Origin of the sequence: Rhizobium sp. NZLR8 (genome assembly GCF_019685025.1) — a bacterium.
In the GTDB taxonomy this organism is placed as follows: Bacteria; Pseudomonadota; Alphaproteobacteria; order Rhizobiales; family Rhizobiaceae; genus Rhizobium.
Genome location: NZ_JABDVY010000018.1, coordinates 85,223 through 111,233 on the forward strand (window position 1 = coordinate 85,223; position 26,011 = coordinate 111,233).

Below are 26,011 nucleotides of genomic sequence, written 5' to 3' on the forward strand. Positions count from 1 at the left end.
AAACTGATCGCGAGATCACATCTCCGCGGCAGCATCACTGTCATCGGGATCCGGTCCGCCGTTCTGCAGGAAGCGGTCGGCGATCAGGCCGGCATTCTGGCGCAGCGACAGCTCGATTTCGCGAGCGAGATCCGGATTGTCGCGCAGGAAGGTCTTGGCGTTTTCGCGGCCTTGGCCGAGACGCTGGCTGTTATAGGAGAACCAGGCACCCGACTTCTCGACGATGCCGGCCTTGACACCGAGATCGACCAATTCGCCGGTCTTGGAAACGCCCTCGCCATACATGATGTCGAACTCGACCTGCTTGAAGGGCGGCGCCATCTTGTTCTTGACGACCTTCACGCGGGTCTGGTTGCCGATCACCTCTTCGCGCTCCTTGACCGCGCCGATGCGGCGGATGTCGAGGCGCACGGAGGCATAGAACTTCAGCGCATTGCCGCCGGTCGTCGTTTCCGGCGAACCGAACATGACGCCGATCTTCATGCGGATCTGGTTGATGAAGATCACCATGGTGTTCGACTTGGAAATCGAAGCGGTGAGCTTGCGCAGCGCCTGGCTCATCAGGCGCGCCTGCAGGCCGGGTAGGCTGTCGCCCATCTCGCCTTCGATTTCGGCGCGCGGCGTCAGTGCAGCGACCGAGTCGATGACAAGAACGTCGACGGCGCCGGAGCGCACCAGCGTATCGGTGATTTCGAGCGCCTGCTCACCGGTATCGGGCTGCGAGATCAGAAGGTTCTGCAGATCGACGCCAAGCTTGCGGGCATAGACGGGATCGAGCGCATGTTCGGCATCGACGAAGGCGCAGATGCCGCCCTTCTTCTGCGCTTCGGCAATGGTCTGCAGTGCAAGCGTTGTCTTACCCGAGCTTTCCGGCCCGTAAATTTCGATGATGCGGCCCCTCGGCAGACCACCGACGCCAAGTGCAATATCGAGGCCAAGCGAGCCGGTCGAGATCGTCTCGATCTCGACAACATTCTCGTTGGAGCCGAGTTTCATGATCGAGCCCTTGCCGAACGACCGCTCTATCTGTGAGAGTGCCGCTTCAAGCGCCTTGCTTTTGTCCACCGATTTGTCCTCTACCAGCCGCAATGAATTCTGAGACATCCGATCCACCTTTAGGTTATTGAAGCCGCCCAAGCAATGTTGAGTTTGTACCCTGTTTGTTCCATTCTCGCAATAGGCGATCAAACAATTGAAAGAAAAAGGTAAAACGGCCCGTGTTCTATTTTTGTTTTATCGATGCAAAGCAACGGCTTAGACCTGAAATGCCAACACGCGCCCATCAGAATGCATCGCATCGATTCGCTTTTTCGGCATTGGGAGAGCGACTGAAATGAACAGAAAGATTCTCGTTCTCGGTGGTGCCCATATCGATAGACGCGGCCGCATCTTGGGCGAGACGGCGCCTGGCGCCAGCAATCCCGGGACCTGGTTCGAAGAGCCGGGCGGCGGCGGCTTCAATGCGGCGCGCAATCTCGCAAGGCTTGGTTTTCAGGTGACGATGATCTCGCCGCGCGGCGGCGATCCGATGGGCGAGATGGTCGGCGAAGCCGCCGATTTCGCCGGCATCGACGACCGGCCTTTCGTCTTCCTCGACCGCAAGACGCCGAGCTATACGGCGATCATTGAGAAGGACGGCAATCTGGTGATCGCCCTTGCCGACATGGATCTCTACCGCTTCTTCGTGCCGCGGCGTCTCTCCATCCGCTGGGTGCGCGAGGCCTTCGCCGTCCATGATCTCATTCTTTTCGACGCCAACCTGCCGGAGGAGACGATCGCGGCGATCGTTGCCAAGGCGCAGTCCCTGGCAAAGCCGGTCGCAGCGATCGCCATTTCGCCCGCAAAGGTCGTCAGGCTGAAACCCTGTATCGGGGATATCGACTACCTGTTCCTGAACGAGGCCGAGGCCGCCGCCCTTGCCGGGCAACAGCCGGAAGACGCTGCCGGCTGGCCGCCGCTTCTGAACGCGATCGGCATCAGGAACGCCGTCGTCACCCGCGGCCGCCGCGAGCTCGTCGCTCTTTGCGAGGGCCGCGCCGTGACGCTGCAGCCGCCGATCGCCGACACTGTCGCCGATGTCACCGGTGCCGGCGATTCTCTTGCAGCCGGCACGCTCGCCGCCTTGATGGACGGCCTGCCGCTCGAGGAGGCCGTCCGCCACGGCACCGCGGCCGCCACGCTGACCGTGCAGTCGCGGCACGCCGTCAACGAAAATCTGACGCCGGATCTCTTGAATGCGGCGCTTGCCCTTGTTCCCAAGGTCAGAATTCTGCATTGAAACGACGAAATTAAATAGTTGAGTGTGATCTCGTCCGAAACCGCTGAGACTTTCGGCATCATGCTCCATCGACGACAGGACAAATCATGACCAAGCCCATCTCGCCTCTTCTGCCGATCGCCTATTCGAAAGAGGTCGCCAGCGCCAAGCAGCGCGGCGCGCCGTTGGTGGCACTGGAATCGACGATCATCACCCACGGCATGCCCTATCCCGGCAATATCAAGATGGCCCGCAGCGTCGAGACGATCATTCGCGAACAGGGTGCCGTCCCGGCAACGATCGCCGTCATTCACGGCACGCTGCATGTCGGCCTTGAAGCCGGCGAACTGGAGCAGCTTGCCAAGGCGACCGAAGTGATGAAGGTGTCGCGCGCCGATCTCGCCTTCGCGATCGCTGAGCGCCGCACCGGCGCTACCACAGTCGCCGCGACGATGATTGCCGCCGCCCGCGCCGGCATCCGGGTTTTTGCCACAGGCGGCATCGGCGGCGTGCACCGCGGCGCCGAGGAAAGCTTTGACATCTCCGCCGATCTCGAGGAACTGGCGCGCACCGGCGTTATCGTCGTCTGCGCCGGCGCCAAGGCAATCCTCGACATTCCGAAGACGCTGGAGGTGCTGGAAACCCGCGGCGTTCCCGTCGTCACTTACGAGAGCGAAGAATTCCCCGCCTTCTGGTCACGCTCCTCGGGCATCCGCAGCCCGCTGTCACTGAACAGCCCGGCCGCCATTGCCAATTTCCAGACGGTGCGCGAACAGCTCGGCATCGACGGCGGCATGCTGATTGCCAACCCGGTGCCCGAGGCTGACGAGATTGCCCGCGAGGAGATGGAAATCTACATCGAGCGGGCGCTGGACAGCGCCGAGCGCGACGAAATCACCGGCAAGGCGGTCACGCCCTATCTGCTCTCCACCATCTTCGACCTGACAGATGGCCAGAGCCTGAAGACCAATATCGCGCTGGTCGAAAACAATGCGCGGCTGGCGGCAGAGATTGCCGTGGCGCTTGGGGAATAAGGTAGCGGGCCGGCAGGAATCGCCTCGGTAGATAGGCCATACCGGGTGAGCCCCCCTCTGCCCTGCCGGGCATCTCCCCCACAGGTGGGGAGATCGGCTGCGGCACCGGCTTCCACGACAATCAACATTGCAATCCGGCAAACGATAGAGAGGCGGGAGGAGCATGCCTCTTGTCGATCTCCCCACCTGTGGGGGAGATGGCCGGCAGGCCAGAGGGGGGTGTCTCACGGCACGCCCTCTCAAAACCTCTGAGCCACCGAACTCCTAACTATCCAGCGTTTCCTTCACCACCACCGCAAGCTGCTTCAACGAAAAAGGCTTCGGCAAGAACCCGAATTTTGCCTCGGGCGGCAGGTTGCGGGCGAAGGCATCTTCGGCGTAGCCCGAAACGAAGATGAATTTCATGTCGGGATAGGTCTTGCGCAGCTCGCGCAGCAGCGTCGGGCCGTCCATTTCGGGCATGACCACGTCGGAAACGACGATGTCGACCTTGCCGTCGAGCTCTTCCATGATGTTGAGCGCCTCGACGCCCGATCCCGCCTCGTGCACGGTATAACCGCGGGTTTCCAGCATGCGCTTGCCGCCGCGGCGCACCGCCTCCTCGTCTTCGACGAGAAGGATGACCGCCGATCCCGTCAAGTCCTCCGGCTGCTGCGGTGATGTGGGCTGGGGCAGCACCTCGATAGCGCCGTCGATCGAGCCTGCCTCGCCGGCAACCACCGGCTCCGGGATGTGGCGCGGCAGGAAGACCCGGAAGGTCGTGCCCTTGCCGACTTCGGATTCCGGCTGGATGTAACCGCCCGATTGCTTGACGATGCCGTAGACCATGGCAAGGCCAAGTCCCGTGCCCTTGCCGACATCCTTGGTGGTGAAGAAGGGCTCGAAGATCTTGTCCATGATTTCGGGCGCAATCCCGGTGCCGTTATCGGCAACTTCGATCAGCACCATGTCCTCGGCCGGCATGTAGGAATAGTTGAAGGCAGAGACCTCTGAGGCAGTCAGGTTTCGGGTGCGCAGCGTCAGCGTGCCGCCCTCGGGCATCGCATCGCGCGCATTGACGCAGAGATTGATCAGCACCTGCTCGAATTGCGAAAGGTCTGTTTTGACAGGCCAGAGGTCGCGGCCATATTGCACGTCGAGCTTGACATTGGTGCCGGAGAGCAGCCGGTCGACCAGCATGCGCAGGTCGCCGACGACATCGGTGAGGTTGAGCACCGAGGGCCGCATCGTCTGTTTGCGCGAGAAGGCGAGCAGCTGGCGCACCAGCACCGCGGCGCGGTTGGCGTTGCGCTTGATTTCCATCAGGTCGGCAAAGCTGGCATCGGCCGGCCGTGCCTGCAGCAGCAGATGGTCGGACGATAGCAGGATAGCCGTCAGCACATTGTTGAAATCATGCGCGATGCCGCCGGCGAGCGTGCCGACAGCATTCATCTTCTGCGTCTGCGCCATCTGCGCTTCCAGCGCCTTCTGCTCGGTCACCTCGACGGCATAGACGATCGCCGCCTCCTCGGGCGCCTCGTCGCTCTGGTCGATGACGGCATTGACATAGAAGCGGAAATAGCGCGCCTCGTCGGTCGGCGTGCGGGTATCGAGGGGCGCGATGTCGCCCTGCCGGTCCTTGGCCGCCGCCAGCGCCGCAGTCAGCTGCGGCCGATCGCTCTCCTGGACGATGGTTTCGAGATGCGGCGCCTTTTCGAGATCATCGCGCGAGACGACGCTGGAAAACAGCTTCAGGAACGGCGCATTGGTCCGCAGGATGCGCCCGTCGCCGTCGACCGAGGCGATTGCCATCGGCGTATTGTTGAAGAATCGGGTGAAACGCATCGCCGCAGCCGAGGCGGATTGGCCGCCAGCCTCGCTCTTTTCACGCCCCAGCACGATCGTCCGGCTTTCGCCGGGTGCGCCGTCGCGCATCGAGGTGACGCTGTGGATGATCTGCACCGGCAGGCTCTGGCCATTGGTCTTGCGCAGGTCGAGATCGAGCGTCACGGTCTTTTTCAGGCCCGGTTCGGCCTGCACCGACTGGATCAGCGCCAGCCCCTCGCCCGCCACCACGTCGCCGATCGTCATCGAGCCCGGCACGAATTTGGTGAGGTCGAGGCCCAGCCACTCGGCAAGTGTTGCATTGAGATAGAAGATCTCGCCCTTCCTGCCGGCTGAGAAGAAGCCGGCCGGCGCGTGGTCGAGATAGTCGATCGCGTTCTGCAATTCCTTGAAGAAACGTTCCTGGTCGTCTCGCTCCGTGGTGATGTCGGTGATCTGCCAGATCTGCAGCGGCTTGCCGCCGTTTTCCTCCGGCTGCAGCAGCCGCGCCTTCAGCCGGTACCAATGCGCGCCGGAGCTGTTGCTGCCAGGCCCGACGGCGCGCAGCAGGCGGAATTCCTCCCGGCCTTCCTTGCCCTCGCGCAGGCCGTTGACCAGCCTGTAGAGCGCCTCGTTCGATTCGCGGTGGCGCGACAGCAGGGTTTCCAGTGTCTGCACCTCGGTCGCCTTGCGCGCGCCGGTCAGCGCGCCATAGGCGGCGTTGGCATAGATGATCCGGCCCTTTTCGTCGGTGATCAGCGTGCCGTCCGGATGGCTGTTGAGGAAGGCGCGCGCCAGGCTGTCGGACTGGCGTTGCGGCATCACCTCGATAAAACCGATGACCGAGGAGACCAGGAAAAAGATGCCGACCATGGCGAGCACGCCGAGACCGCCAAGCACGACCTCGTTGTCGAGCGAGCTCTTGAAGACGACAAAGCCGCCGGCGGCTGCGATCAACACGAGAGCCAGCAGAAGAATGCGCAAAACCGTGCCAGAACGCCCCCCACGATCCACAAGCGGTGCGTTATACTCGTCGGCCTGACGCGGTTTCGTCATGTATTCCTCACATAAGCCCCTCCAGCTTCGTAGCACGAACACGAAGCGGGAATCAGGCACTGTTTCCTTCTTAGCAATTTGCTGCGTCGGCAAAAACACCGCTGGCCGGCAAGACTGCTTGAATTCACAGGCAACAGCGCCATCTGCCCCTGAAGCTCAACCCGGCCACCCGAGCGCATGGTCGCCGGGCGCCAAGCAGCGAAACACGAAATCGCGTTCTCCCGTGACTGGACAGCACCGGCGGCCCTTGCCTAAGGAACGGAAAAGTCGTCAATATGTGCCGAAATGTGAAATGGAGTGAGTGATTATGTTGGGTGATGTTGTCGGAGCTTATGGCAGCCGTTTCCTGCTTGCGGCCGGTGGCGTCGGTCTGGCGCTTCTCTTGCTCATCCTCGTGCTCTGGGTGATCCGCAGACGGGCACCCTCGCCCTTCTTGCGCGGCGGCCGCAACCGCCAGCCTCGCCTGCAGGTGCTGGATGCCGCAGCTGTCGATACCCGTCGCCGGCTGGTGCTGGTGCGCCGCGACGACGTCGAGCACCTGATCATGATCGGCGGCCCGAGCGATATCGTCATCGAAAGCCGTATCCTGCCGGGAGCGACCGAACAGCCGGAAAGCGCCAACCGCCCGCAACTCGTCGAGCAGCGGCCAATACCCCCAGCGCGGCCGGAAACGCCGGCGGTTTCTCCGCCCCACCCGCCGGTCGCGACCCCAGTCGCAGGCCCCGTTGCAGCCCGCATCGAGCCGGCGGCCGAGCCTTCCTTCTCCGCGCCGGTTTCGCCGGTGCCGCTCCCGCGCCCCGAACCGCCTGCCCCGCCGGCTGTCGCCCCGCCCGTGGCGACGAGCCCTCTTCCGGCAAACCCCATGACGCTGTCGGTCGAACGCGACTCTCCTGTGCCTGCCGCCCCGCCGCAGCCGCGCCCGCCGGAGCGTCCCGTCGCTCCTCCGGTCGCACAGCCTGCATCTTTCCACGATACAGCAAGTGCGGCCGAGATCCTCGATGCCGCCCGCCAGCGCGTGCTGCCGCAGCAGCGCATTGAACCCGAGATCTCCGCCCCGCCTGTCCACGTGCCGGCCGCCGCCCGCGCCGCACCTGGTACGGCAGAGGCCGATGCGGCTGCGCAGTCGGCAGCGGCAATCCGCGGCGATTTCCAGCGGGTGCTGGATGAGGAGATGTCGAACAATCTGACGGCCGAACGCATCGTCCCGGTGCCGGCGAACCAGGCCCCCCGCCAAGCCATACCGCAGCCGGGCAACCTGCCGCGCCGCGATCCCGATCTTGCTCCGATCACCGGCGCCGATACCGAGCTGCAGAAGGAAGTGGCCCGCATCTTCGGCGAGATGAGCGTCAACCGCGACAAATGAGGCAAACGCGTCCGCGTGAAACCGGGTTGCTGCGCCTTCGTTTTCATCATCAAGTTGCACAAAAGCCGCATGCCGCGGCTTTTTCCGTTTCCGAATGCCTCCGGCCTCCCCATCATGCCGATCATTTGGTATCGATCAGGGTGAAGAGCGTCGGCGCATTCGAGGTTACATATTGCCTAAATAAATTCCGGTCTCACTCCAGTTTCACCCGTACTGCCGCCTAGCGACACGCTGGCGGCATGCGAACATGTTCATCGGGTGGTGGCGAGAGACCGGTTTGGCATTGTTACAATGTGCCAAGTGCAGCTCCGCTGTCTCAGCTCTTCAGCCGCCCACAACATCGCCACACCGCGCCCGCAAGGGTCTTCTCACGCACCATCTCGATGGGCTTCCGAACGGAAGACCAAGACGATATGTGCAAGACGCTTCGGGTCCGATGGACCATTATTCCCAAGACAGCGCCCCGGCCTTGGATTGCATGCGGCGGATGCGGAGGCCTGAGAGCCTTTCAGTCCAGCGGCAAGATCCGGCTCAATGCCAACGGCCGCAAGCTGGACGCCTGGCTTATCTACAAATGCCTGACCTGCGAACGGACATGGAACCGGCCGATCCTCGAGCGCCGGAATGTCCGCGACATCGATCCTGCAGTTCTTGACGCTTTGCAATCCAACGATCCGGACTGGATCCGCGCGGAAAGCTTCAACCTCGATGCTCTCCGACACAAATCGCTGCGTGTGGATGAGTTTGCCGAATTTGAAATCGCGAAGGAAATGCAGCACGAAACTGCCAATTGGACGAGATTGGCAATCGAACTGATGGTGCCGTTTCCAACAAGCACCCGCCTCGACCGTCTGCTGGCCTCGGAACTGAAGCTTTCACGTTCGCGGCTGCGGGCTCTTCACGACAAAGGCATGGTCCGGACGGCTCCTGAGCGGGCAGACATCATGCGGCGGCGGATCAGAAATGGCGCCCTTGTGGTGATTGACCTCTCCATGGAGACCGAGCGGGAGCAATCGTGGAAACCTCTGGCGACAGGCAATTACGCCGTAGAACAGTGATCAACGAAAAAAGCGCCGCGATCGGATCGCGGCGCTTGTTCTGTTCTCATCTCTGCATGAAGACCATTATTCGTCGCGATAGACCTTTTCGCGGCGTTCGTGGCGCTCCTGCGCCTCGATCGACAGCGTCGCGATCGGGCGGGCGTCGAGACGCTTGAGGCCGATCGGTTCGCCGGTTTCCTCGCAAAAGCCGTAAGTGCCGTCTTCGATGCGCTGCAGTGCCGCGTCGATCTTGGAAATCAGCTTTCTCTGCCTGTCACGGGCGCGAAGTTCGATCGCCCGATCAGTTTCCGACGACGCCCGGTCGGCGAGGTCGGGATGGTTTGCGCTTTCCTCGGCCAGATGGTCGAGGGTTTCACGCGCTTCTCTAAGGATATCATTTCTCCATGCAACCAGCTTCGTCCTAAAGTAGGCACGCTGGTTTACGTTCATGAACTCTTCCTCTTCCGAGGGAACGTAATTGCTAAGATCGATCTTCTCACTCAACGCGATTCTCCTGAAGAACATCTCATCTGGCCGGGTGTATATCCCAAGCGCTAGCCGCGGTTCAAGCCAAATACGACAGGTAAACAGATTTTTAAATCTGTTACAATTTTAGGCTAACGATCTATTTTGTCATGGTTATTCCGGCTTCCGTTTTTTTCTTCGCCTTCAAAACGCCGTGTTGTCAGCCACGTTTTGCGCCGTTGCGGCATGGCTGGCGATTGACGGCGGCCGATTGCAACCGCTACTGAAAAGACCCACCCGATCCTGGATTTGCCCATGACCGTACCGCTGCCTCCGCCCAACCGCATCTATCTCCTGCGTCATGCCGAGGCCGCCTGGGCCGACCCCGGGCAGCGCGATTTCGACCGGCCGCTCAACGAAAAGGGCTTTGGCGATGCGGAGATCATCGCCGACAAGGCCGCCGACAAGGGCTACCGTCCCGATCTTGTGATCAGTTCGACGGCGCTGCGCTGCCGCGACACCGCCGGCGCCGTCCACCGGGCAATGGGCGTTGCACTCGACGTGCGTTATGTCGATGCGCTCTACAACGCCACGGTCGACACCTATCTCGAGATCGTCGATGCCCAGGATGAGGCGGCCGTCATGCTGGTCGGCCACAATCCGACCATGGAGCAGACGCTGGAGGCGCTGATTGGCCATGAGGCGATGGTCGGCGCCCTTCCCGGCGGCTTCCCGACGGCTGGCCTTGCCGTCGTCGATTACGACGCTTCCGCCGCCGTCTGGCGCCTCGCCGATTTTGTGATCGTCTGAAAGCTTTCGCGCCGCGTCTTTTTCGGGCGGCGTGCCCTTCCTATATTGCCGGCAGTCACCAACCGGAATCGCGCCTTGCCGCCACGCTTGACATCCTTTGCCGATGACGCCCGCATCGCCCTCGACAATCTCGCCGATCGGGCGAGCGGCCTCGTCAATCCGACCGTGCGGCTCGGCGTCACCGGCCTCTCCCGCTCCGGCAAGACGGTCTTCATTTCCTCGCTGGTTCACAATCTCCTGCATGGCGGCCGCCTGCCGCTGTTCGAGCCGGTGCAATCCGGCCGCGTCTCGGCGGTGCGGCTGGAGCCGCAGCCCGACGATGCCGTGCCGCGCTTCCAGTACGAGGACCATATCCGCGCGCTGGTGAAGGACCGTATCTGGCCGGATTCGACCCGCGCCATTTCCGAACTGCGCATCACGCTGGACTATCAGAGCGCCAGCGGATGGAACCGGCTGTTTTCGCCCGGTCGCCTGTCGATCGACATCGTCGATTATCCCGGCGAATGGCTGCTCGACCTGCCGCTGCTCGGCAAGGATTACCGCACCTTCAGCGAGGAAACGCTGGCGCTGGCGCAAACCGGCGTCCGCTCGGAACTGTCGCGTGGATGGCTGGCGCTGACGCATGCCGCCGATATCAACGCCGGCGCCGACGAAATGGTCGCTCGCGACCTCGCCACCGCCTTTGCCGATTATCTCAAGGCCTGCAAGGCCGACGAACGCTCGCTCTCCACCCTGCCGCCCGGCCGCCTGCTGCTGCCGGGCGATCTCGACGGGTCGCCTGCGCTGACTTTCGCGCCGCTCGCTCTGCCGCCGGACGGGCGTCCCGGCCGCGGCTCGCTCTGGACGATGATGGAACGGCGTTACGAGGCTTATAAATCGGTCGTCGTCAAACCCTTCTTCCGGGAGCATTTCGCCCGGCTCGACCGCCAGATCGTGCTGGTCGATGCACTGCAGGCGATGAACCGCGGCCCTGAAGCCGTGCAGGATCTGGAACGCGCCCTGACCGATGTGCTCGCCTGTTTCCGCCCAGGCACCAATTCGCTGCTCTCCTCGCTGCTCGGGCGCCGCATCGACCGCGTGCTGGTTGCCGCCACCAAGGCCGATCATCTCCACCATGAAAGCCACGACCGGCTCGATGCCCTGACCCGCCGCCTGGTCGATCGTGCCATCGACCGCATCGGCATGGCCGGTGCCGGCATCGACGTCATGGCGCTGGCCTCCGTGCGCGCCACCCGCGAAGCCTCGGTCAAGCGTGAGGGTCATGAACTGCCGGTCATCGTCGGCACGCCGATGGAGGGGGAAACCATTGCCGGCGAGCGCTTCGACGGGCAGAGAAAGACCGCAATCTTTCCCGGCGACCTGCCGGAGGATCCGGAAAGCCTGTTCGACCGCATCGCCTCGGGCGAGACCGGCCTGCAACTGCCCGATGTCAACGTCGTCAGGTTCCGCCCGCCGCAGCTTGAGGAAACCGGCGGCGGCATCAAGCTGTCGGTACCGCATATCCGCCTCGACCGGGCCATGCAGTTCCTGTTCGGAGACCGTCTCGCATGAGCAAGCCTCCGTCCGAGCCGCCACGCCGCCCACCGGCGGTCTTCACCTACGAGGACGAGGCCACCGAGCGTCATGATAACGGCCGCCAACGAGAGCAGCGGCGCAGGCCGGAAAGCTTCTCCGAAAACATCGTCGTGACGGCCGATGAAGACGATCCCTTCCTCAATCCCGACAAGGATCTGAGCGCAGTGCCCGTGGCAACGCCGCTGAGACGTCGGACCTCCTTCGGCAAGATCGCCGCCGGCGCCTTCGGCATCCTGTTGTCGCTAGGCCTCGGCCTCTGGACCGACAGCCTGATCCGCGATCTCTTCACCCGCGCCGACTGGTTGGGTTATGCAGCCCTTGCCGTGCTCGCGGTCGGCATTCTCGCCGTGTTTGCCCTCGTCATCCGCGAGACATTAGGCATGATGCGCCTTGCCGCTGTCCAGGCGATCAAGGCCGAAGCGGAAGCCGCAATGGTCGAAACCCGGCCGGCAAAGGCGCGCGCCGTCGTCGCCCGCCTGATCACGCTGCTTTCCGCCAATCCCGAAACATCGAACGGCCGCGCCACGCTGAAGGCGACCGAGGGCGAGGTCATCGATCCCCCGCACCTGATTGCGCTTGCCGAACGGGAATTGCTCGCTCCGCTCGACCGCAAGGCTCGCGCCTTGATCGTCAACGCCTCGAAGCGCGTCTCGATCGTCACCGCCGTCAGCCCGCGCGCCGTGGTCGATCTGCTCTATGTGCTCTATGAGGCCGTGCGGCTGATCCGCGCCATGGCCGAGCTCTACGGCGGCCGCCCCGGCACGCTCGGCATGTTCCGTCTGCTGCGTGACGTGTTGGCGCATCTGGCGGTCACCGGCTCGATCGCCGTCGGCGACAGCCTCGTCCAGCAGGTGCTCGGCCACGGGCTGGCCTCGAAGCTCTCGGCAAGACTCGGCGAAGGCGTCATCAACGGCCTGATGACCGCCCGTATCGGAATCGCGGCGATGGATCTCTGCCGCCCGCTCGCCTTCCACGCCCTGAAGCGACCGGGAATCGGTGATTTCATCGGCGATCTCGCCCCCTCCATGTCGCCGCGCGGCAACACTCCTTGAACGAAGCAGCGATTCCGCGGCTTTCTCCTCCCCTTGCGTAAAGCGGAAGAAATTACAGCGGATTCAAAGCGATAATGGCGGTATGCTGAAATTACAGCCGCGCGAAAGCCCTGTGCCGCATCGCATTTCGACATGATTGAAAGGAAGGATTAACCATTCTTCGGCAAAACTTGCAGCCAGTTCGTGAGTGGTGTTTGCCAAGGAAAATCCATGTATTCGCGCAAGCTTCTTATTATATGCGGTCTGGCCGCCGCGGCACTGTCTCCCGTCGCAGATGTCGCTCCGGCAGCCACCGCTGCAACCCGTGACAAGGCCTTCTTCGATTCCGTCACCGGCTCCTGGAAGGGCCCGGGCGAAATCGTTGCCGGCAAGTACAAGGGCACCAAATTCACCTGCAATCTGATCGGTGAGCCGACTGGCGACAGTGGCGCCGGCATCAAGCTCGACGGCACCTGCCGCGTCGGCGTCTTCAAGCAACCGATGACCGCCGTCATCTCGCAGTCGGGCTCGACCTACAAGGGCAAGTTCCTCGACGGCGCCGCCGGCAAGGGGCTTGACGTCGTCTCCGGCGCCGTTTCTGAGGATACCGTCGTCGTCGGCATCAACCGCGCCAAGCTGAACGGCGCGATGATCGCCCGGGTGCGGGACGACAAGACGATGAATGTCACCGTTTCCGTCAAGGTCGAAAGCCAGATGATCCCGGTCATCGGTCTGACACTGACCCGCCAGGTCGACGAGATGGCCGTCGGTTCTATCGAATAGATAAATCGTATAGTGGATTTTCCTGAAGCGGCGGGTTTCCCGCCGTTTTCCGTTTCAGGATCTCCGCTTCAGCTTTTGAGCCACCAGTCGCGGCTGTTATCGGCGACTTCGATGCCCGCCACATCAGCATCCGACAGCCAATCGCTGATCGCCCTGCCCTTGACGAAAATGTCCGCCGCGATATCGGCGAGCGGCATCAGCACGAAACCGCGATCGGTCATGCGCGGATGCGGCAGTTCCAGCCGCGGCGCCTCCTGAATGACGTCGCCATAGGTCAGCACGTCGATATCGAGCGTGCGCGGACCCCAGCGCTCGATGCGCTCGCGTTTCATCTCCCGTTCGATCGACAGGCAGACATCGAGCAAAGCCTCGGGTTCCAATCGGGTCTCGACGGCGGCGCAGGCGTTGAAGAAGAAGGATTGGTCGGTCTTGCCCCAGGGCGGCGTGCGATAGAGCCGGGAGACCGCCGTCACCCGGCAGTCATCTCGTTCGTCCAGCCTCTGCAGTGCGGCGGCCATCGCCTTGACGGGATCGCCGACATTGCCGCCGAGACCGAGTGTGGCCGATTGCCATGCGGCCTCAGGCAAAGTGCTCAACGCTCACCTGCACGAAATCGAGCACGCCGGGCACCGGCGCGTTCGGCTTGCGCACCGTGATCTTCGCCCGCCGGACCTGCGGGAATGTCTCGCACAGCCCCTTGGCGATATCGAGCGCCAGGGCCTCGATCAGGTAACGCCGCTTGCCCGTGACGATCTGCTCGATCACGGTGAAGGCGATGCCGTAATTGACGGTATCGTTGATCGAATCGCTTTCCAGCGCCTCGCCGGCAACGACATCGAGCTCGGCATCGACGAAGAAGCGCTGGCCGAGGAATTCCTCCTCGTCATGCACGCCGTGGCGCGCAAAGAAGGCGCAGTTCTGCAGCGTGATCGTGTAGGTGGTCATGTCGGCCGCTTCCTCTCGAATTCCTGGCGCGCATTCAGCATAGCATCGACGATGTCGAGCGCATCCCTGTTGATTGCGACATTGTGCACCCGAAAAACCGCAGCGCCTTGAAGTCTGAGCAGGGCGCTGGTGACAGCCGTCGCCGCGTCTCGGTCCGGCGCCTCACGTCCCGTCACCGCGCCGAGGAAGCGCTTGCGTGACGTGCCGGCGAGCAGCGGCAGGCCAAAGCGGGAAAGTTCGGAAAACCGCGCCATCAGTTCGAGATTCTCCTCCGCCGTCTCCTTGGCGAAGCCGAAGCCCGGATCGAGCACGATGCGATCGCTGCTGACGCCCGCGGCCTGGGCGATCGCAAGCGACCGTTTCAGAAAATGCACCTGGTCGGCGATCACATCGGGAAGCTTCGCCCTGTCGCGGCCGGTATGCATGATGCAGAGCCCGGCCCCGGTCGCCGCGGCGATGTCGGCGATATCGGGCTCCTTCTGCAGCCCGAAGACGTCGTTGACGATATGGGCGCCGGCACTGACCGCCAGCCGCGCCGTCTCGGCGCGATAGGTATCGATCGAGATCAGCGCCTGAGTGCGCCCGCGTAGCGCCTCGATGACGGGCAGCACGCGCGCCTGCTCCTCGGAAGGGCTGACGGATGCTGCGTTCGGCCGGGTCGATTCGCCGCCGATATCGACAATCCCGGCCCCCTCGCTCACTGCCCGCAGCGCGTGTTCGACCGCCGCCTCGACGGTTTCAAAACGTCCGCCGTCGGAAAAGGAGTCCGGCGTCACGTTGATGATCGCCATGATGAGAGAACGACGGCCGAGTTCGATCTGCCGGCCATGGCCCACACGCCATAAACTGCCTTCGAGCCCTGTCACCAGACTTATCCCATTGATCACGAAAAAAGCGCCATCCGATATTGCGCTTGTGGTGGCTATGCCCCAAGCTCCGGTCGATTTCAACACGGGTTGCGTTCAGAATGCCGCTTGCAGTGCGTTATATGGTCCTTCCTATCGCCTTTTCCATTGCTCTTTCCGTCTGCAGCCCAGCGGCGGCAGAAGTGATCGCATCGAAAAGCTACTCCTATTTCGACATCCGCGGCAAAACCGCGGATGAGCTCGACCGCGAACTCAGCCGGCGCGGCCCGACGTCGAGCGGCTCCTCGGCGCGCCATCCCGGCGCAACGAAGATCCGCTTTGGCGGTGAAGCCACCTATATCCAGGATAACGGCCGTTGCCGCGTTGGCAGCGTCAAGGTCACGGTCCACACGCAGATCATCCTGCCGCGCTGGAGCAGCCGCAAGGGCGCCAGCAAGGAGCTGTCGATGATCTGGGATGCCCTGTCGAGCGATATCAAGCGCCACGAGGAGCGCCATGCCGAAATCGCCCGCGATCAGGCCCGCGCCATGGAACGCGCCATTCGCGCGCTGCCGCAGCAGCGCAGCTGCGAGGCCATGCAGGAACTCGTCACTGGCGAATCAGCTCGCGGTATAGACGAGCACGATCGGCAGCAGGCGCGATTCGACCGGGTCGAAGCGGTCAATTTCCAGAAGCGTATGCTGAGGTTGCTGAACAATCGAATCAACGGCCGAGCCGGCGAAAAATAAGGCTTTTTTAGTCTGGTTGCGAGCGGAAAACCTTAGCTGCACAACAAAACTTGTGCGAAACTTGCACCCTCCCCAGTGATTTAATGGTCATTTTTCATCCTGGCAGACTCAACCGGAACGCGTTAATATGAACACATTCGAAAGTTCAGGTACGGCATCTGCACTTTCATCGCTGGGTTCTCCTGGCGCGTTCCGAAGCCGCGGATGTTCCTCCCTCATCCGTAGGTAATGCGCCCGCCTCGCCTCGCTCGCTCAAGCGCGCGAGGCGTCTTTTTTTCTGGACGAATTCTGGCGAAGTTTGAAGCGCAGCGCGCTTAAGCCTGGCGTTCCGGCACGTGCACCACGAGACCGTCATAGACAGACTTCATGCGGATCTGACAGGACAGCCGCGAGGTCGGGCGCACATCGAAGGCGAAGTCGAGCATATCCTCTTCCATCGCTTCCGGCTGACCGACCTGTTCGGTCCACGCCTCGTCGACATAGACATGACAGGTCGCGCAGGCACAGGCGCCGCCGCACTCGGCCTCGATGCCGGGCACCGAATTGCGCACGGCATTCTCCATCACGGTGGAGCCTTGGTCGACGTCGAGGTCGAAGCGCGTGCCGTCGAAGGCGACGATGGTAAGTTTGGGCATCAGGACTATTTCCGGTCTTCAAATGATGGGCGGATTTTCTTCCGACAATTCGACGCGTCAGTCAACATCGGGAAATTCACTATAGCCTCGCAGATTGGGGTTTCACCCGCCGTCTCCAAAGCGTCATGCCACAGGTCGCAAAAAGACCCGTGGTTCCGCAATGGAACAACGGGTCCTTGTTTGAACGGTCTAGAGAAAGAAATCAGCCGCGGCAGAGCTTCAGAATGAAATTCTCGGCGTCGATGACGGCTGCACCGAGCGCTGCCGTCGCACCGGCATCGCCGCCGTTTTCCTCGACGGCCTCAGCCGTCTGCGACACGCGGAACGCGCCGACCGAACTTGCCGCGCCCTTCAGGCGGTGCGCGGCCGCGCCGACGCGGATGGTTTCGCCGCTCGCAATATCCTGCAGACATGCACGAGCCTGGCGCGCAAACATCTGAAGGACTTCGATTTCCAACGTCTTGTCGCCCATCGTCTGCTTGGCGAGATGAACCAGATCGATTGGCCGGACCTTCGAGGGACAGGGTCCCTTTGCATTATCCGGCGCCTCGAATACGATGTTCAATGCTGCCATCTGAGCTGCCATTGCCAATTCTCCCGTCTCGTGTCGTGCGCAGTTCCAACAGTTCTGCGTCAGGAGGGTGGCCATCACGTTAAATTCCGGCACATTCAGGGCGGAAATCTCGCCACATGGTTAACGTCCGTTAAATATCGCTAAATTATTGGTTTTTAAGCGGTGCTACGGATTTAAAGATGTTAACAACGGGTTAACGAGCCTCAAATCTCAAGCCTTCATTAATTGTGTGAGGAGCCCAGATGTGTCACTACGATACTGGTGGAGCGGGTTTATGGTACGCGCCTTTGCCGAGTGAGTGGATAATGGTAGTGTTTTGATACCTTCCGTTTGAAAAAGCGGCTATCTACTCTGAAATGACATGCTTAATCCGTCCGTCGTTGGGATGGAAGGCTGGAACGGCAAAGTTGTTCCCCGGGTGAGGCGGAAGCCCGGGATTGCGCTGCCAGACCGGCCGACAGTAACGAGGCGTAACCAATGGCGAACAACAAATATAACGAGTCGGTTGAGGACAAGGCGTTCAAGGCATTGGACGAGGCGCTCCAGATCGACTTCGGCAAAGATAACGTGCCGTCTCGCCGCGGCGACGCGCCTGAAGCCCCGGAGGCTAATGTGTCTGATCCAGTGAACGCGCGTAACCAGCAGGCCCAGGAAGAAGCGCAGCGCCGTAGCCGCCGCGCCGCCGCCGGCGAGCAGACATCCCGGGGGCCGGCCTTCGCGCCCGCAAACGATGCCAGTCGCAATACGCCCGCCTCGATACTGAAATCCTTCGACGGCGCCTCCAGCCGCTCAGCGGTGCGCACCGCCACCCTCTTCTCGGTGCTTTGGGTCATGGGCGGGCTCGGCCTGATGTCGCTGCTTTATGCGCCTCAGATCTGGCAGATCCGTTCGCTCGCCGATCTCGTCGCCCTGCCGGGCGTCATCGCCGGCCTCGTCGGCATCATCATTCCCGTCATGATGTTCTATGCTTTCGCCATCATGATCGCCCGCGCCCAGGACATGCGCAACGCCGCCCGTTCCATGGCAGAGGTGGCATTGCGCCTGGCGGAGCCCGAAACCATCGCCTCCGAGCGCATCATGACCGTCGGCCAGGCCGTCCGCCGTGAGGTCTCGGCGATGAATGAAGGCATCGAGCGCACCATCGCGCGTGCGTCCGAGCTGGAAACGCTCGTCCATTCCGAAGTCAATGCACTTGAACGTTCCTATGCCGACAATGAGTTGCGCGTCCGTGGTCTCGTCCACGAACTCGGCTCCGAGCGCGAGGCAATCGTCAACCACGCCGACCGCATCCGTACCTCGATCGGCAGCGTCCACGACCAGTTGAAGGAAGAGCTGTCGCTTGCGACCGAAGAGATCGCGGTGCGGCTCTCCACATCGGGCGAAGCCTTCGCCTCGCTGATCGACACGCGCGCCGCGACGATTTTGGAACGATCGGACAACGCCCTGCAGTCGATGGGCAGCCTGCTCGCCGCCAAGACCGATAGCCTGTTGCAGACACTGAACGCATCGGGTTTCGCGCTCGCCACCGAATTCGACAGCCGCCTCGAAGCGCTCTCCGTCAATCTCAACGACCATGGCGAAAGGTTGCTCAGCCAATTCGAGACGCGCGCCTCGACCATGGACAGCAGCACCGAGAAGCTGAATGCGGCGCTGAACGAACGCACGCATCAGCTCAGCGAGATCCTGATCGCCCGCACCCGCGAGATCAATGAGAGCCTGAAATCAGGCGAACGCACCATCGGCGGCACGCTCGACGACGTGCTGTCGAAGCTGAACAGCGCCCTCGACGAAAAGGGCGCGAGCTTCCGCCAGAGCCTGCAGACCACCGCCGACGATGCCGTCATGGATCTCGACGTCCGCTCCGGCTTCTTCGAAGAACGGCTGCAGACGACCGTCGCCCAGCTGTCGACCGCCTTCGACGAACGAGTCGCCGAATTCACCAGCGCCTTCGACAAACGCACCGGCTCGCTCGACACCAAGCTGATGGAGAGCCTCGCCCGCATCAACGAGACGCTGACCGGCGGCTCGGATTCGATCGACGGCATCCTGAGTTCCGGCATCGACCGGCTCGGTTTGTCGATGACCGATCAGTCGCTGGCGCTCGCCACCACACTCGCCACCAGTCACGAAGTGCTGGAAAGCACGCTCGGCACCCGGGCGGATGAAATCACCACTGCACTCACCAGCCGGACCGGCGAACTGACCTCGGCGCTGCAGAGCGCCACCTCGGAAATCGCGCTGACGCTTGCATCCGGCACCTCCGAGCTGCAGAACAATCTGCAGACCCGGACAGCCGAATTCCGCGACACGCTGCGCACCACCACCACCGATCTGACGACCGCCGTTGCCGCCGGCACCGAGCAGGTGACCGCTGCCTTCGGCGGCCGCGCCGAGGAACTGACCGGCGCGCTTGCGGCGCGTGCGGCAGAAATCAGTGAGGCGCTCGGCACGGCCCACGGCCGCATCGACAGTGTCATGGCAGAACGCGGTGGCGCGTTGGTCGAGGCGCTCACCACACATCACGGCCGCTTCGAGGAAGCGCTGACGACCCGCTCCGACGCCATCATCAACGCCGTCTCCAGCACCCATGACCGGCTTGCCGAGACGCTCGACGAAAAGGCGATGGCGCTCGCCATCTCTCTAAACGAAAGCCAGGCCCGCATCGAGGATACGCTCGAAACCCGCTCCGAAACGCTGCTGAGCGCCGTATCCGGCACGCATGACCGCCTCTCCGAAACGCTCGATGAAAAGGCCATGGCGCTCGCCATCTCCCTGAACGAAAGCCAGGCCCGCATCGAGGATACGCTCGAGACCCGCTCCGCGGCCCTGTTGACCGCCGTCTCCGGCACACATGACCGCCTGTCCGAAACACTGGACAGCAAGGCAACCGCCCTGACAACCTCGCTTGACGAGCGCAGCGCCCGCATCGAGGGTGCGCTTGGAACGCGTGCGGAGGCGCTGCTGAACGCCGTCTCCGGCACTCACGAGCGCCTCTCCGAAACGCTGGACGGCAAGGCGGCAGCTTTTGCCACTGCGCTGAGCGAAGGCCAGACCCGTATTGCGGATACGCTCGAAACCCGCTCCGCAGCTCTGCTGAACGCCGTCTCCGGCACGCATGATCGTCTGTCCGAAACCCTGGACGAGAAGGCGATGACGCTCGCCATCTCGCTCAATGAGAGCCAGTCGCGGATTGAAGACACGCTTGAAGCGCGCTCCGAAGCCTTCCTCAAGGCCGTGTCGGGCACGCATGACCGTCTTTCCGAAACCCTCGACCAAAAGTCGGCAGCGCTCGCCGCCTCCCTGAACGAGGGTCAGAACCGCCTGCAGGACACGCTGGAGAGCCGTTCGGAATCCTTCCTCACTGCGGTCTCCGCCACCCACGACCGCCTGTCCGAGACACTCGACGACCGGGCAATGGCGCTTGCCATTTCGCTGAACGAGAGCCAGAGCCGTCTCGAAGAGACACTGACATCAGGCGCCGATGCAATTATCAATGCGGTCTCCGGCACGCATGAAGGCCTGAACGGTGTGCTCGACCAGAAGGCCGCCTCCCTTGCCACCTCGCTGAAAGAGGGCCAGGCCCGCATCGAGGAAGCCTTGGGGCACCGCACCGCTGCAATCATCGGTGCCGTAACGGCAACTCACGACCGGCTCACCGATACGCTCGACGAAAAGACCATGGCGCTCGCCATTTCGCTCGACGACAACCAGAGCCGCTTCGACAGTGTGCTCGAAGCGCGCAGCAACGCCATCATGGAGGCCGTCTCCGGCGCCGAGTCACGCGTCGCCGGCGCCTTCACCGACAAGACCGATGCCATCCGCGCCGCCTACACCGACAATCAGCAGAGGCTCGAAAATGCGCTCTCCGAGCATAGTGCCGCCCTTTCCGGCGTTCTCGATTCCGGCGGCGCCCGCTTCGAGGATCTCGTCGGCGGCTTGACCGGCCGCATCGAAGGTCGCCTGACCGACGCCCATGTTCGGCTCGGAGGCCTCGCCGACGAGGCCGCCGCACGCATCGAAGGCGGACTCACCTCTGCCCATGAGCGCATCCGCACGACGCTTGAGGATCGCGCCAACGCCATCGACCTGTCGCTGAACCAAGCCCATGCGCTGATCAACGATACGCTGACCGAACATGCGACCAGCATCGGCACCTCGGTGGCAACGAGCGTCAGCATGCTCGAAATGTCGCTGGAGGACCGTGAAGCCTCGATCCGTCAGGCCATCGATGCCAGCGCCCAGACATTGGAAGATCGCATGCATGCCGGCGCCGGCCAGATCGCCAGCCGCTTCCAGGAGGCGGCGAATGCGATTTCCAGCTCAACCCAGAACTTCTCCGCTCATCTCGACCAATCGGTCGAAAGCCTGACTGGCCGGGTCGAAGAAACCGGATCGCGTGTGGAAGCCGGTCTTGCGGCCATCGAGACCCGCATCCGTGACGGTGTCGGCGGCGTTGCCGAAAAGGTTGAAGCCGCCAGCGGCCACCTGTCCGGCGTGCTGGCCGACGGCATATCCCGTATCGGCACGCTCAGCGACGACGCCACTCAGCGCATCTCGGCAACGCTCCAAGGCAGCGCCGCAAACCTCACCCAGGCGATCGACAGCCGCACCGCCAACCTGGCCGAGACGCTCGACAGCCGCGCCACGACCCTGACGGGCGCCATCGACGGCCGCACCGCGAGCCTTGGCGAAACCCTTGACCGCGGCAATGAACGCATCGAGGAACGCCTCTCCACCATGGATCGCGCGTTGACCGTCGGCCTCGAGGCCGTCAACCGCACCATCGAAGGCAAGGCCGTCGGCCTCGCCTCGACGCTACGCAGCGCGGTTGCCGAAGCCGCCCAGGGAATGGAAGGCGAAGCAACGAGGACCACCGAACTGCTCGGCAAGACCGGCCAGCAATTCGCTGTGGATCTCAATGCGAAAAGCGACGAATTCACCCGCACCATGGATGAACGCTCGTCGCAGATCGTCACTCGCGTCGCTGAAGCCCAGAGCCGGCTGGCAAGCCAGGCCGCTGCCGTCGCCCAGACCTTCTCGGAAGCCGGCAACGCAATCGTCAACAAGGTCGCCGAGGCCGAAACCATCGTCGGCACGCAGGTCAATGCCATCTCCAAGGCGCTGTCGGATGCCGGCCAGTCTCTGGAAACGCGCGGCGACGCCATCCGCTTGACGCTGTCGGGGGCCGGAAGCGAGATTTCCGCCACCATGGCGGATGTCGACCGGGCGCTTGAAGCCCGCAGCAGCGCTATCCGCTCCAATCTCGAGGAGCGTGCTCGCGAGATCGATACGACCTTCTCCGAGATCGACCGGGCGCTCGAAGCGCGCGGCAATTCGATCCGCTCGACGCTCGACGAACGCACCCGCGACCTCAACTCGATGCTGTCGGGCCGTTCGGTCGAATTGACGCGCATCCTCGACGAAACCGCCCGTCCGATCATCGACCGGTATACCGACGCCGGCGAGCAGGCCGCCGCCCGCATCACCGCCGCAGCCAACCTCAGCGCCGACCGTCTGCGCGCCGAAAACGAAGCGCTCGCCAGCGCCGTTGCCGCCCGTACCGAAAATGTCGCCAATGCCGTCAGCGCCATCGAAAACAGCCTGGTCGGCAACGTCAATGGCCTTGTCGAGCGCATGGCGGAAAGCAGCGCGGCGATGGCGATGATGATGAACCGCGCCGCCGAGCAGCTGACCACCGTCGACGGCCGTCTCGGCGACACCACCACGCGTTTTGCCGAGTCCGCCAACAGGGCCGCCGAAATGGTCTCGGCCTCGACCAGGCTGCTCGAAGGCAAGGTCGACCGCCTCTCCGACATCTCGGGCCAGACGCTGTCGCAGGTCGGCGGCATCATCGGCCGCTTCGACGAACACTCCAAGGTCCTCACTCAGGCCTCGCAGCTCCTCGGCGCCGCCCAGTCCAATCTCGCCTCGACGCTCGAGGAGCGCGAAAGCGCCCTGCAGACGCTCTCCGTCGGCCTCGTCCAACGCTCCGCCGAGATCGAAAAGACGATGCTCGGCCTCGGCGGCATGATCGAGACTGTGTTCGAGCGGGCAGAGCAACGCTCAAGCCAGGTGACCGGCAATCTGCGCCAGGGCGTGCAATCCTCCTTCGCCGATATCGGCCGCATTCTCACCGAAACCGAGAAGCGCGCCCAGGAAGCGGCCGAGACGATGCGCGAGGCAATCACCCGCGCCGGCGACGAAGCCAATACGACGATCGACGGCACCTTCGCCAATGTCGAGCGCCGCTCCGGCGATCTCTCCAACCGTATTCGCGGCGGTCTGACGGCCTCGCTGTCGGAAGTCGAGCGCATGCTCGGCGAAGCCGGCCGCGCCTCCGACGGCGCCGCCCAGAACATGCGGGAGGCGTTGCGCGAGGCGATCGATGATGCCGTCGGCCGCTTCTCCGGCGCCACGGATGATATCCGCCGCTCCGCCGCCGACATCCGCAACGAGCTCGACGCCACACGCGCCGAACTGAAGCGCGGCGCCTTCGATCTTCCCGAGGAAGCCAAGGAAAGCGCCTCGGCCATGCGCCGGGCCGTCGCCGAGCAGATCAAGGCGCTGCAGGATATCTCCCAGCTTGTCGGCCGCTCGAGCCAGCAGCTTGAGATTTCCGAGCCCGTCGCCCGCACGCTCGCCCAGGCGCAGCCGGCCTCGCGTGCCGCCCAGCCGGTCGCAACCCGGCCGGTTGCAAGTCAGCCGGTCGTAAGTCAGCCGGTCGCAGCCCAGGCGCCGCAGCCGGCAGCGCCCCCGCCGATCGAAGCGACGGGTCTGCGCGGAACGATCGCGCCGACAGCACCCGCTGCCGCCCCGCAGCGCGCCGCCCCGCAGCCTCTTCGCCAGGACACAGGGCGCCAGGAGCCGGCTCCTCCGGAAAGCGGCGGCTGGATCAGCGATCTCCTGCGCGGCGCGTCGCGTGAGGAGGCCGCCGACGAGGCGTCTGCCCGCGCTCCGGCCCGGCCGGCGGAAACCGCCGCACCGGCCGCGCGCAGCAATGACAGCCGCAATCCGCGCCACGTCGTCGAATCGCTGAACTCGCTCTCGGTCGACATTGCCCGGGCCATCGACCACGACGCCTCGGTCGATCTCTGGCGCCGTTACCAGCGCGGCGAGCGCGACGTCTTCACCCGTCGCCTCTACACGCTGAAGGGCCAGCAGACCTTCGACGAGATCAAGCGCAAATATGACCGCGAACCGGAATTCCGCACCGCCGTCGATCGCTACATCGGTGACTTCGAAAAGCTGCTTGCCGATGTTGCCCGCACCGACCCGAACCGGACGGTGACGCAGTCCTACCTCACCTCGGATACCGGCAAGGTTTACACCATGCTCGCCCACGCCGCAGGCAGGCTCAGCTAAGTTCGCTGATCTGAACTGGAATTGGGAAAGCCGCTTGAACATATGTCAGGCGGCTTTTCTTTTGCGATGCCAGTGGAACTAATGCATGTCGCCCGGAAGTGTGCAGCGGTTCCGGGATAACGACATGCATAAAAACAAAGGACTAAAGCGCGTCGCATGAATCAAGTTTGATGCGACGCGCTTTAAGAGTGCGACTAAGATCTCTCCGGCTTCACTGTCCAGATAAGATCTCCAGCAGCCATTCGTAAGCAATACCGCCACCCAGACCCGACTTTGCCATCCAGTCACGGAAACCTCTCCCGAATGACCCAGGCCCTTCTGATCATCGACGTGCAGAATGCGATCCTCTCCCGAAAAGCTACGCTGGAGAGGCAGCCTCAGATCGATGCAGCACTCGACGGCACCGTCGCGCGGCTGGCCGCACTGCAAGAAAAGGCTCGGCAGGCAGGCGCGCCGATCGTGCTCGTCCAGCATGACGGCGACACCGGTCATCGATTGGCCGTCGGCACGGCGGGATGGGCACTGCGCGAGGAGATTGCGCCGAGACAGGGCGAGGTGGTCGTGCGCAAGAAGAGCGCCGACTCCTTCTTCGAAACCGATCTTGCCGAACGCCTGAACGAACGCTCGGTCACCCGCCTCGTCATCGGCGGCTGCATGTCGCAATTTTGCGTCGACACGACAGTCAGGCGCGCCGTTTCCCTCGGATATGATGTGACTTTGATTGCCGATGGCCACACCACCGGCGATACGGCGACCCTCACCTTCTCCGCGATCATCGCCCACCACAATGAAACGCTCGACGGTTTCGACGCGGGCAAGGCGACGGTGGATATCCGCCCGGCCGCCGACATTGCTTTTTCATAAAACGTCGGCAGAGACATATCGTCCGCCGGCAGAGAGGGACCGATAGTCCATGCCTCCTGTATTCTCCCGCCTTATGGGGGACATGCCCGGCAGGGCAGAAGGGCATTCACGGCACGCCCTACAAGACCCGGCATCAAATCGAAAGCGGACGATCAATCCCCAGCCTGACGATCAACGCGTCGACGATCTCTTGCACATCCTTCGCGGCCGTATCGACAACGATCGGCCTCCGCTCCCAATGGTCATACACCCGCTCGACGGTTTCCTGCCACGTCGGTTTGACAAGCCCTTCGACGTCGGTTTTACGCGTCTCGACCCGGCGGCGATGCTCGATCTTGTCGGAACATATCACCTCGACTTCGACCGCGGTCACCGCAGATCGCGCCGCGACTGCCAGCCAGGCGTCGCGCGTTATCTGAAGAGGATTGACCGAGTCGGCGATCACCATACGGCCGAGCGTGAGATTATCCTCGGCAACCCCATAGGCGACAACATAACCTGCCGGACCGACGTCTGTTGAAGGGACACCCGCTCTGATCGCCTGCTCGATGGTGTCAACCCTCACATACACGGCTCCCAGCCGTTTCGCGAGCGCGCGGGCGACAGTCGTTTTTCCACTACCCGGCAAGCCGCCGAAGATAATCAGCATGGTTTCCGATCCTGTCGTTGAGTGAATACATCTCGGGCGAAGGAGAACGACAATCGTGCCCCTTCGCTGATCATAGCTCTTACCAACGAGATGCCCGAAGGTCCAACGCGCCGGCGACGACAGAACCCCGCTACCCCGCGCATCGCCATCGCGGAGAGCCGGAACCGCCAC

General features: G+C 63.0%; 20 protein-coding genes. 11 read left to right on the forward strand and 9 right to left on the reverse strand.

Annotated elements, in window-relative coordinates:
• Positions 1-15: 15 nt before the first annotated feature.
• Complete coding sequence (gene recA / locus HJB89_RS28790; protein ID WP_207580652.1) at positions 16-1,104, reverse strand: recombinase RecA; 1,089 nt, start codon at positions 1,102-1,104, stop codon at positions 16-18.
• Positions 1,105-1,333: 229 nt separating this feature from the next.
• Here recA and HJB89_RS28795 point away from each other — a divergent pair, with 229 nt between their 5' ends.
• Entirely contained in the window at positions 1,334-2,278 is a 945-nt protein-coding gene (locus tag HJB89_RS28795; RefSeq protein WP_221117082.1) for a carbohydrate kinase family protein, read from the forward strand.
• 86 nt (positions 2,279-2,364) lie between these two features.
• Positions 2,365-3,291: a pseudouridine-5'-phosphate glycosidase gene (locus HJB89_RS28800; protein ID WP_221150857.1), complete on the forward strand. Its 927-nt coding sequence runs from the start codon at positions 2,365-2,367 to the stop codon at positions 3,289-3,291.
• Positions 3,292-3,555: 264 nt separating this feature from the next.
• Here the strand turns inward: HJB89_RS28800 and cckA are convergent, their stop codons facing one another.
• Positions 3,556-6,150, reverse strand: coding sequence for a cell cycle histidine kinase CckA (gene cckA, locus HJB89_RS28805; protein WP_221150858.1), 2,595 nt, complete (start codon positions 6,148-6,150; stop codon positions 3,556-3,558).
• Between the two features lie 307 nt (positions 6,151-6,457).
• Here cckA and HJB89_RS28810 point away from each other — a divergent pair, with 307 nt between their 5' ends.
• Positions 6,458-7,513: a flagellar biosynthetic protein FliO gene (locus HJB89_RS28810; RefSeq protein WP_207580656.1), complete on the forward strand. Its 1,056-nt coding sequence runs from the start codon at positions 6,458-6,460 to the stop codon at positions 7,511-7,513.
• A 413-nt stretch (positions 7,514-7,926) separates the two neighbouring features.
• Positions 7,927-8,571 carry a DUF1062 domain-containing protein gene (locus HJB89_RS28815; RefSeq protein ID WP_207580657.1) on the forward strand — a complete coding sequence of 215 codons (645 nt, stop codon included), beginning with the start codon at positions 7,927-7,929 and terminating at the stop codon, positions 8,569-8,571.
• Between the two features lie 66 nt (positions 8,572-8,637).
• Here HJB89_RS28815 and dksA read toward each other — a convergent pair whose 3' ends face one another.
• Positions 8,638-9,057, reverse strand: coding sequence for an RNA polymerase-binding protein DksA (gene dksA / locus HJB89_RS28820; protein ID WP_164014196.1), 420 nt, complete (start codon positions 9,055-9,057; stop codon positions 8,638-8,640).
• A 276-nt stretch (positions 9,058-9,333) separates the two neighbouring features.
• Between dksA and HJB89_RS28825 the strand changes: the two genes are divergently transcribed.
• From HJB89_RS28825 to HJB89_RS28840, 4 genes are all read left to right on the forward strand, one after another.
• Positions 9,334-9,828 carry a histidine phosphatase family protein gene (locus HJB89_RS28825; protein ID WP_207580658.1) on the forward strand — a complete coding sequence of 165 codons (495 nt, stop codon included), beginning with the start codon at positions 9,334-9,336 and terminating at the stop codon, positions 9,826-9,828.
• A gap of 75 nt (positions 9,829-9,903) precedes the next feature.
• The gene (locus tag HJB89_RS28830) at positions 9,904-11,379 is read left to right on the forward strand and encodes a YcjX family protein (protein WP_221117080.1); all 1,476 of its coding nucleotides are present in this window, start codon (positions 9,904-9,906) and stop codon (positions 11,377-11,379) included.
• A complete protein-coding gene (locus tag HJB89_RS28835) occupies positions 11,376-12,455 on the forward strand; it encodes a YcjF family protein (RefSeq protein ID WP_207580660.1) in 1,080 nt (359 codons plus the stop codon). Before HJB89_RS28830 ends, HJB89_RS28835 begins: the two co-directional genes overlap by 4 nt.
• Positions 12,456-12,665: 210 nt before the next feature.
• Positions 12,666-13,217, forward strand: a complete 552-nt coding sequence (locus HJB89_RS28840; protein ID WP_207580661.1) for a hypothetical protein — start codon at positions 12,666-12,668, stop codon at positions 13,215-13,217.
• Between the two features lie 68 nt (positions 13,218-13,285).
• Here HJB89_RS28840 and folK read toward each other — a convergent pair whose 3' ends face one another.
• From folK to folP, 3 genes are read right to left on the reverse strand one after another with little or no spacing between them, the layout of a single operon-like run.
• The gene (gene folK, locus HJB89_RS28845; protein ID WP_207584317.1) at positions 13,286-13,804 is read right to left on the reverse strand and encodes a 2-amino-4-hydroxy-6-hydroxymethyldihydropteridine diphosphokinase; all 519 of its coding nucleotides are present in this window, start codon (positions 13,802-13,804) and stop codon (positions 13,286-13,288) included.
• Entirely contained in the window at positions 13,797-14,162 is a 366-nt protein-coding gene (gene folB, locus HJB89_RS28850; protein ID WP_003579602.1) for a dihydroneopterin aldolase, read from the reverse strand. Before folB ends, folK begins: the two co-directional genes overlap by 8 nt.
• Positions 14,159-15,028, reverse strand: a complete 870-nt coding sequence (gene folP, locus HJB89_RS28855) for a dihydropteroate synthase (protein WP_207580662.1) — start codon at positions 15,026-15,028, stop codon at positions 14,159-14,161. Before folP ends, folB begins: the two co-directional genes overlap by 4 nt.
• Positions 15,029-15,129: 101 nt before the next feature.
• Here folP and HJB89_RS28860 point away from each other — a divergent pair, with 101 nt between their 5' ends.
• Positions 15,130-15,756 (forward strand): DUF922 domain-containing Zn-dependent protease, encoded by a 627-nt coding sequence (locus tag HJB89_RS28860; protein WP_207580663.1) that lies wholly within the window; start codon positions 15,130-15,132, stop codon positions 15,754-15,756.
• Positions 15,757-16,070: 314 nt separating this feature from the next.
• On the opposite strand, the gene HJB89_RS28865 is transcribed toward HJB89_RS28860, so the two are convergent.
• Complete coding sequence (locus HJB89_RS28865; RefSeq protein ID WP_207580664.1) at positions 16,071-16,391, reverse strand: 2Fe-2S iron-sulfur cluster-binding protein; 321 nt, start codon at positions 16,389-16,391, stop codon at positions 16,071-16,073.
• A 202-nt stretch (positions 16,392-16,593) separates the two neighbouring features.
• Positions 16,594-16,977: an Hpt domain-containing protein gene (locus HJB89_RS28870; protein WP_007629359.1), complete on the reverse strand. Its 384-nt coding sequence runs from the start codon at positions 16,975-16,977 to the stop codon at positions 16,594-16,596.
• Between the two features lie 465 nt (positions 16,978-17,442).
• On the opposite strand from HJB89_RS28870, the gene HJB89_RS28875 reads away from it, so the two are divergent.
• Together HJB89_RS28875 and HJB89_RS28880 are read left to right on the forward strand one after the other, a co-directional pair.
• The gene (locus HJB89_RS28875; RefSeq protein ID WP_221133174.1) at positions 17,443-24,327 is read left to right on the forward strand and encodes a hypothetical protein; all 6,885 of its coding nucleotides are present in this window, start codon (positions 17,443-17,445) and stop codon (positions 24,325-24,327) included.
• Between the two features lie 303 nt (positions 24,328-24,630).
• Positions 24,631-25,191 carry a cysteine hydrolase family protein gene (locus HJB89_RS28880; RefSeq protein WP_207580666.1) on the forward strand — a complete coding sequence of 187 codons (561 nt, stop codon included), beginning with the start codon at positions 24,631-24,633 and terminating at the stop codon, positions 25,189-25,191.
• Between the two features lie 133 nt (positions 25,192-25,324).
• Here HJB89_RS28880 and HJB89_RS28885 read toward each other — a convergent pair whose 3' ends face one another.
• Positions 25,325-25,840 (reverse strand): AAA family ATPase, encoded by a 516-nt coding sequence (locus HJB89_RS28885; RefSeq protein ID WP_221117077.1) that lies wholly within the window; start codon positions 25,838-25,840, stop codon positions 25,325-25,327.
• Positions 25,841-26,011: the final 171 nt, after the last annotated feature.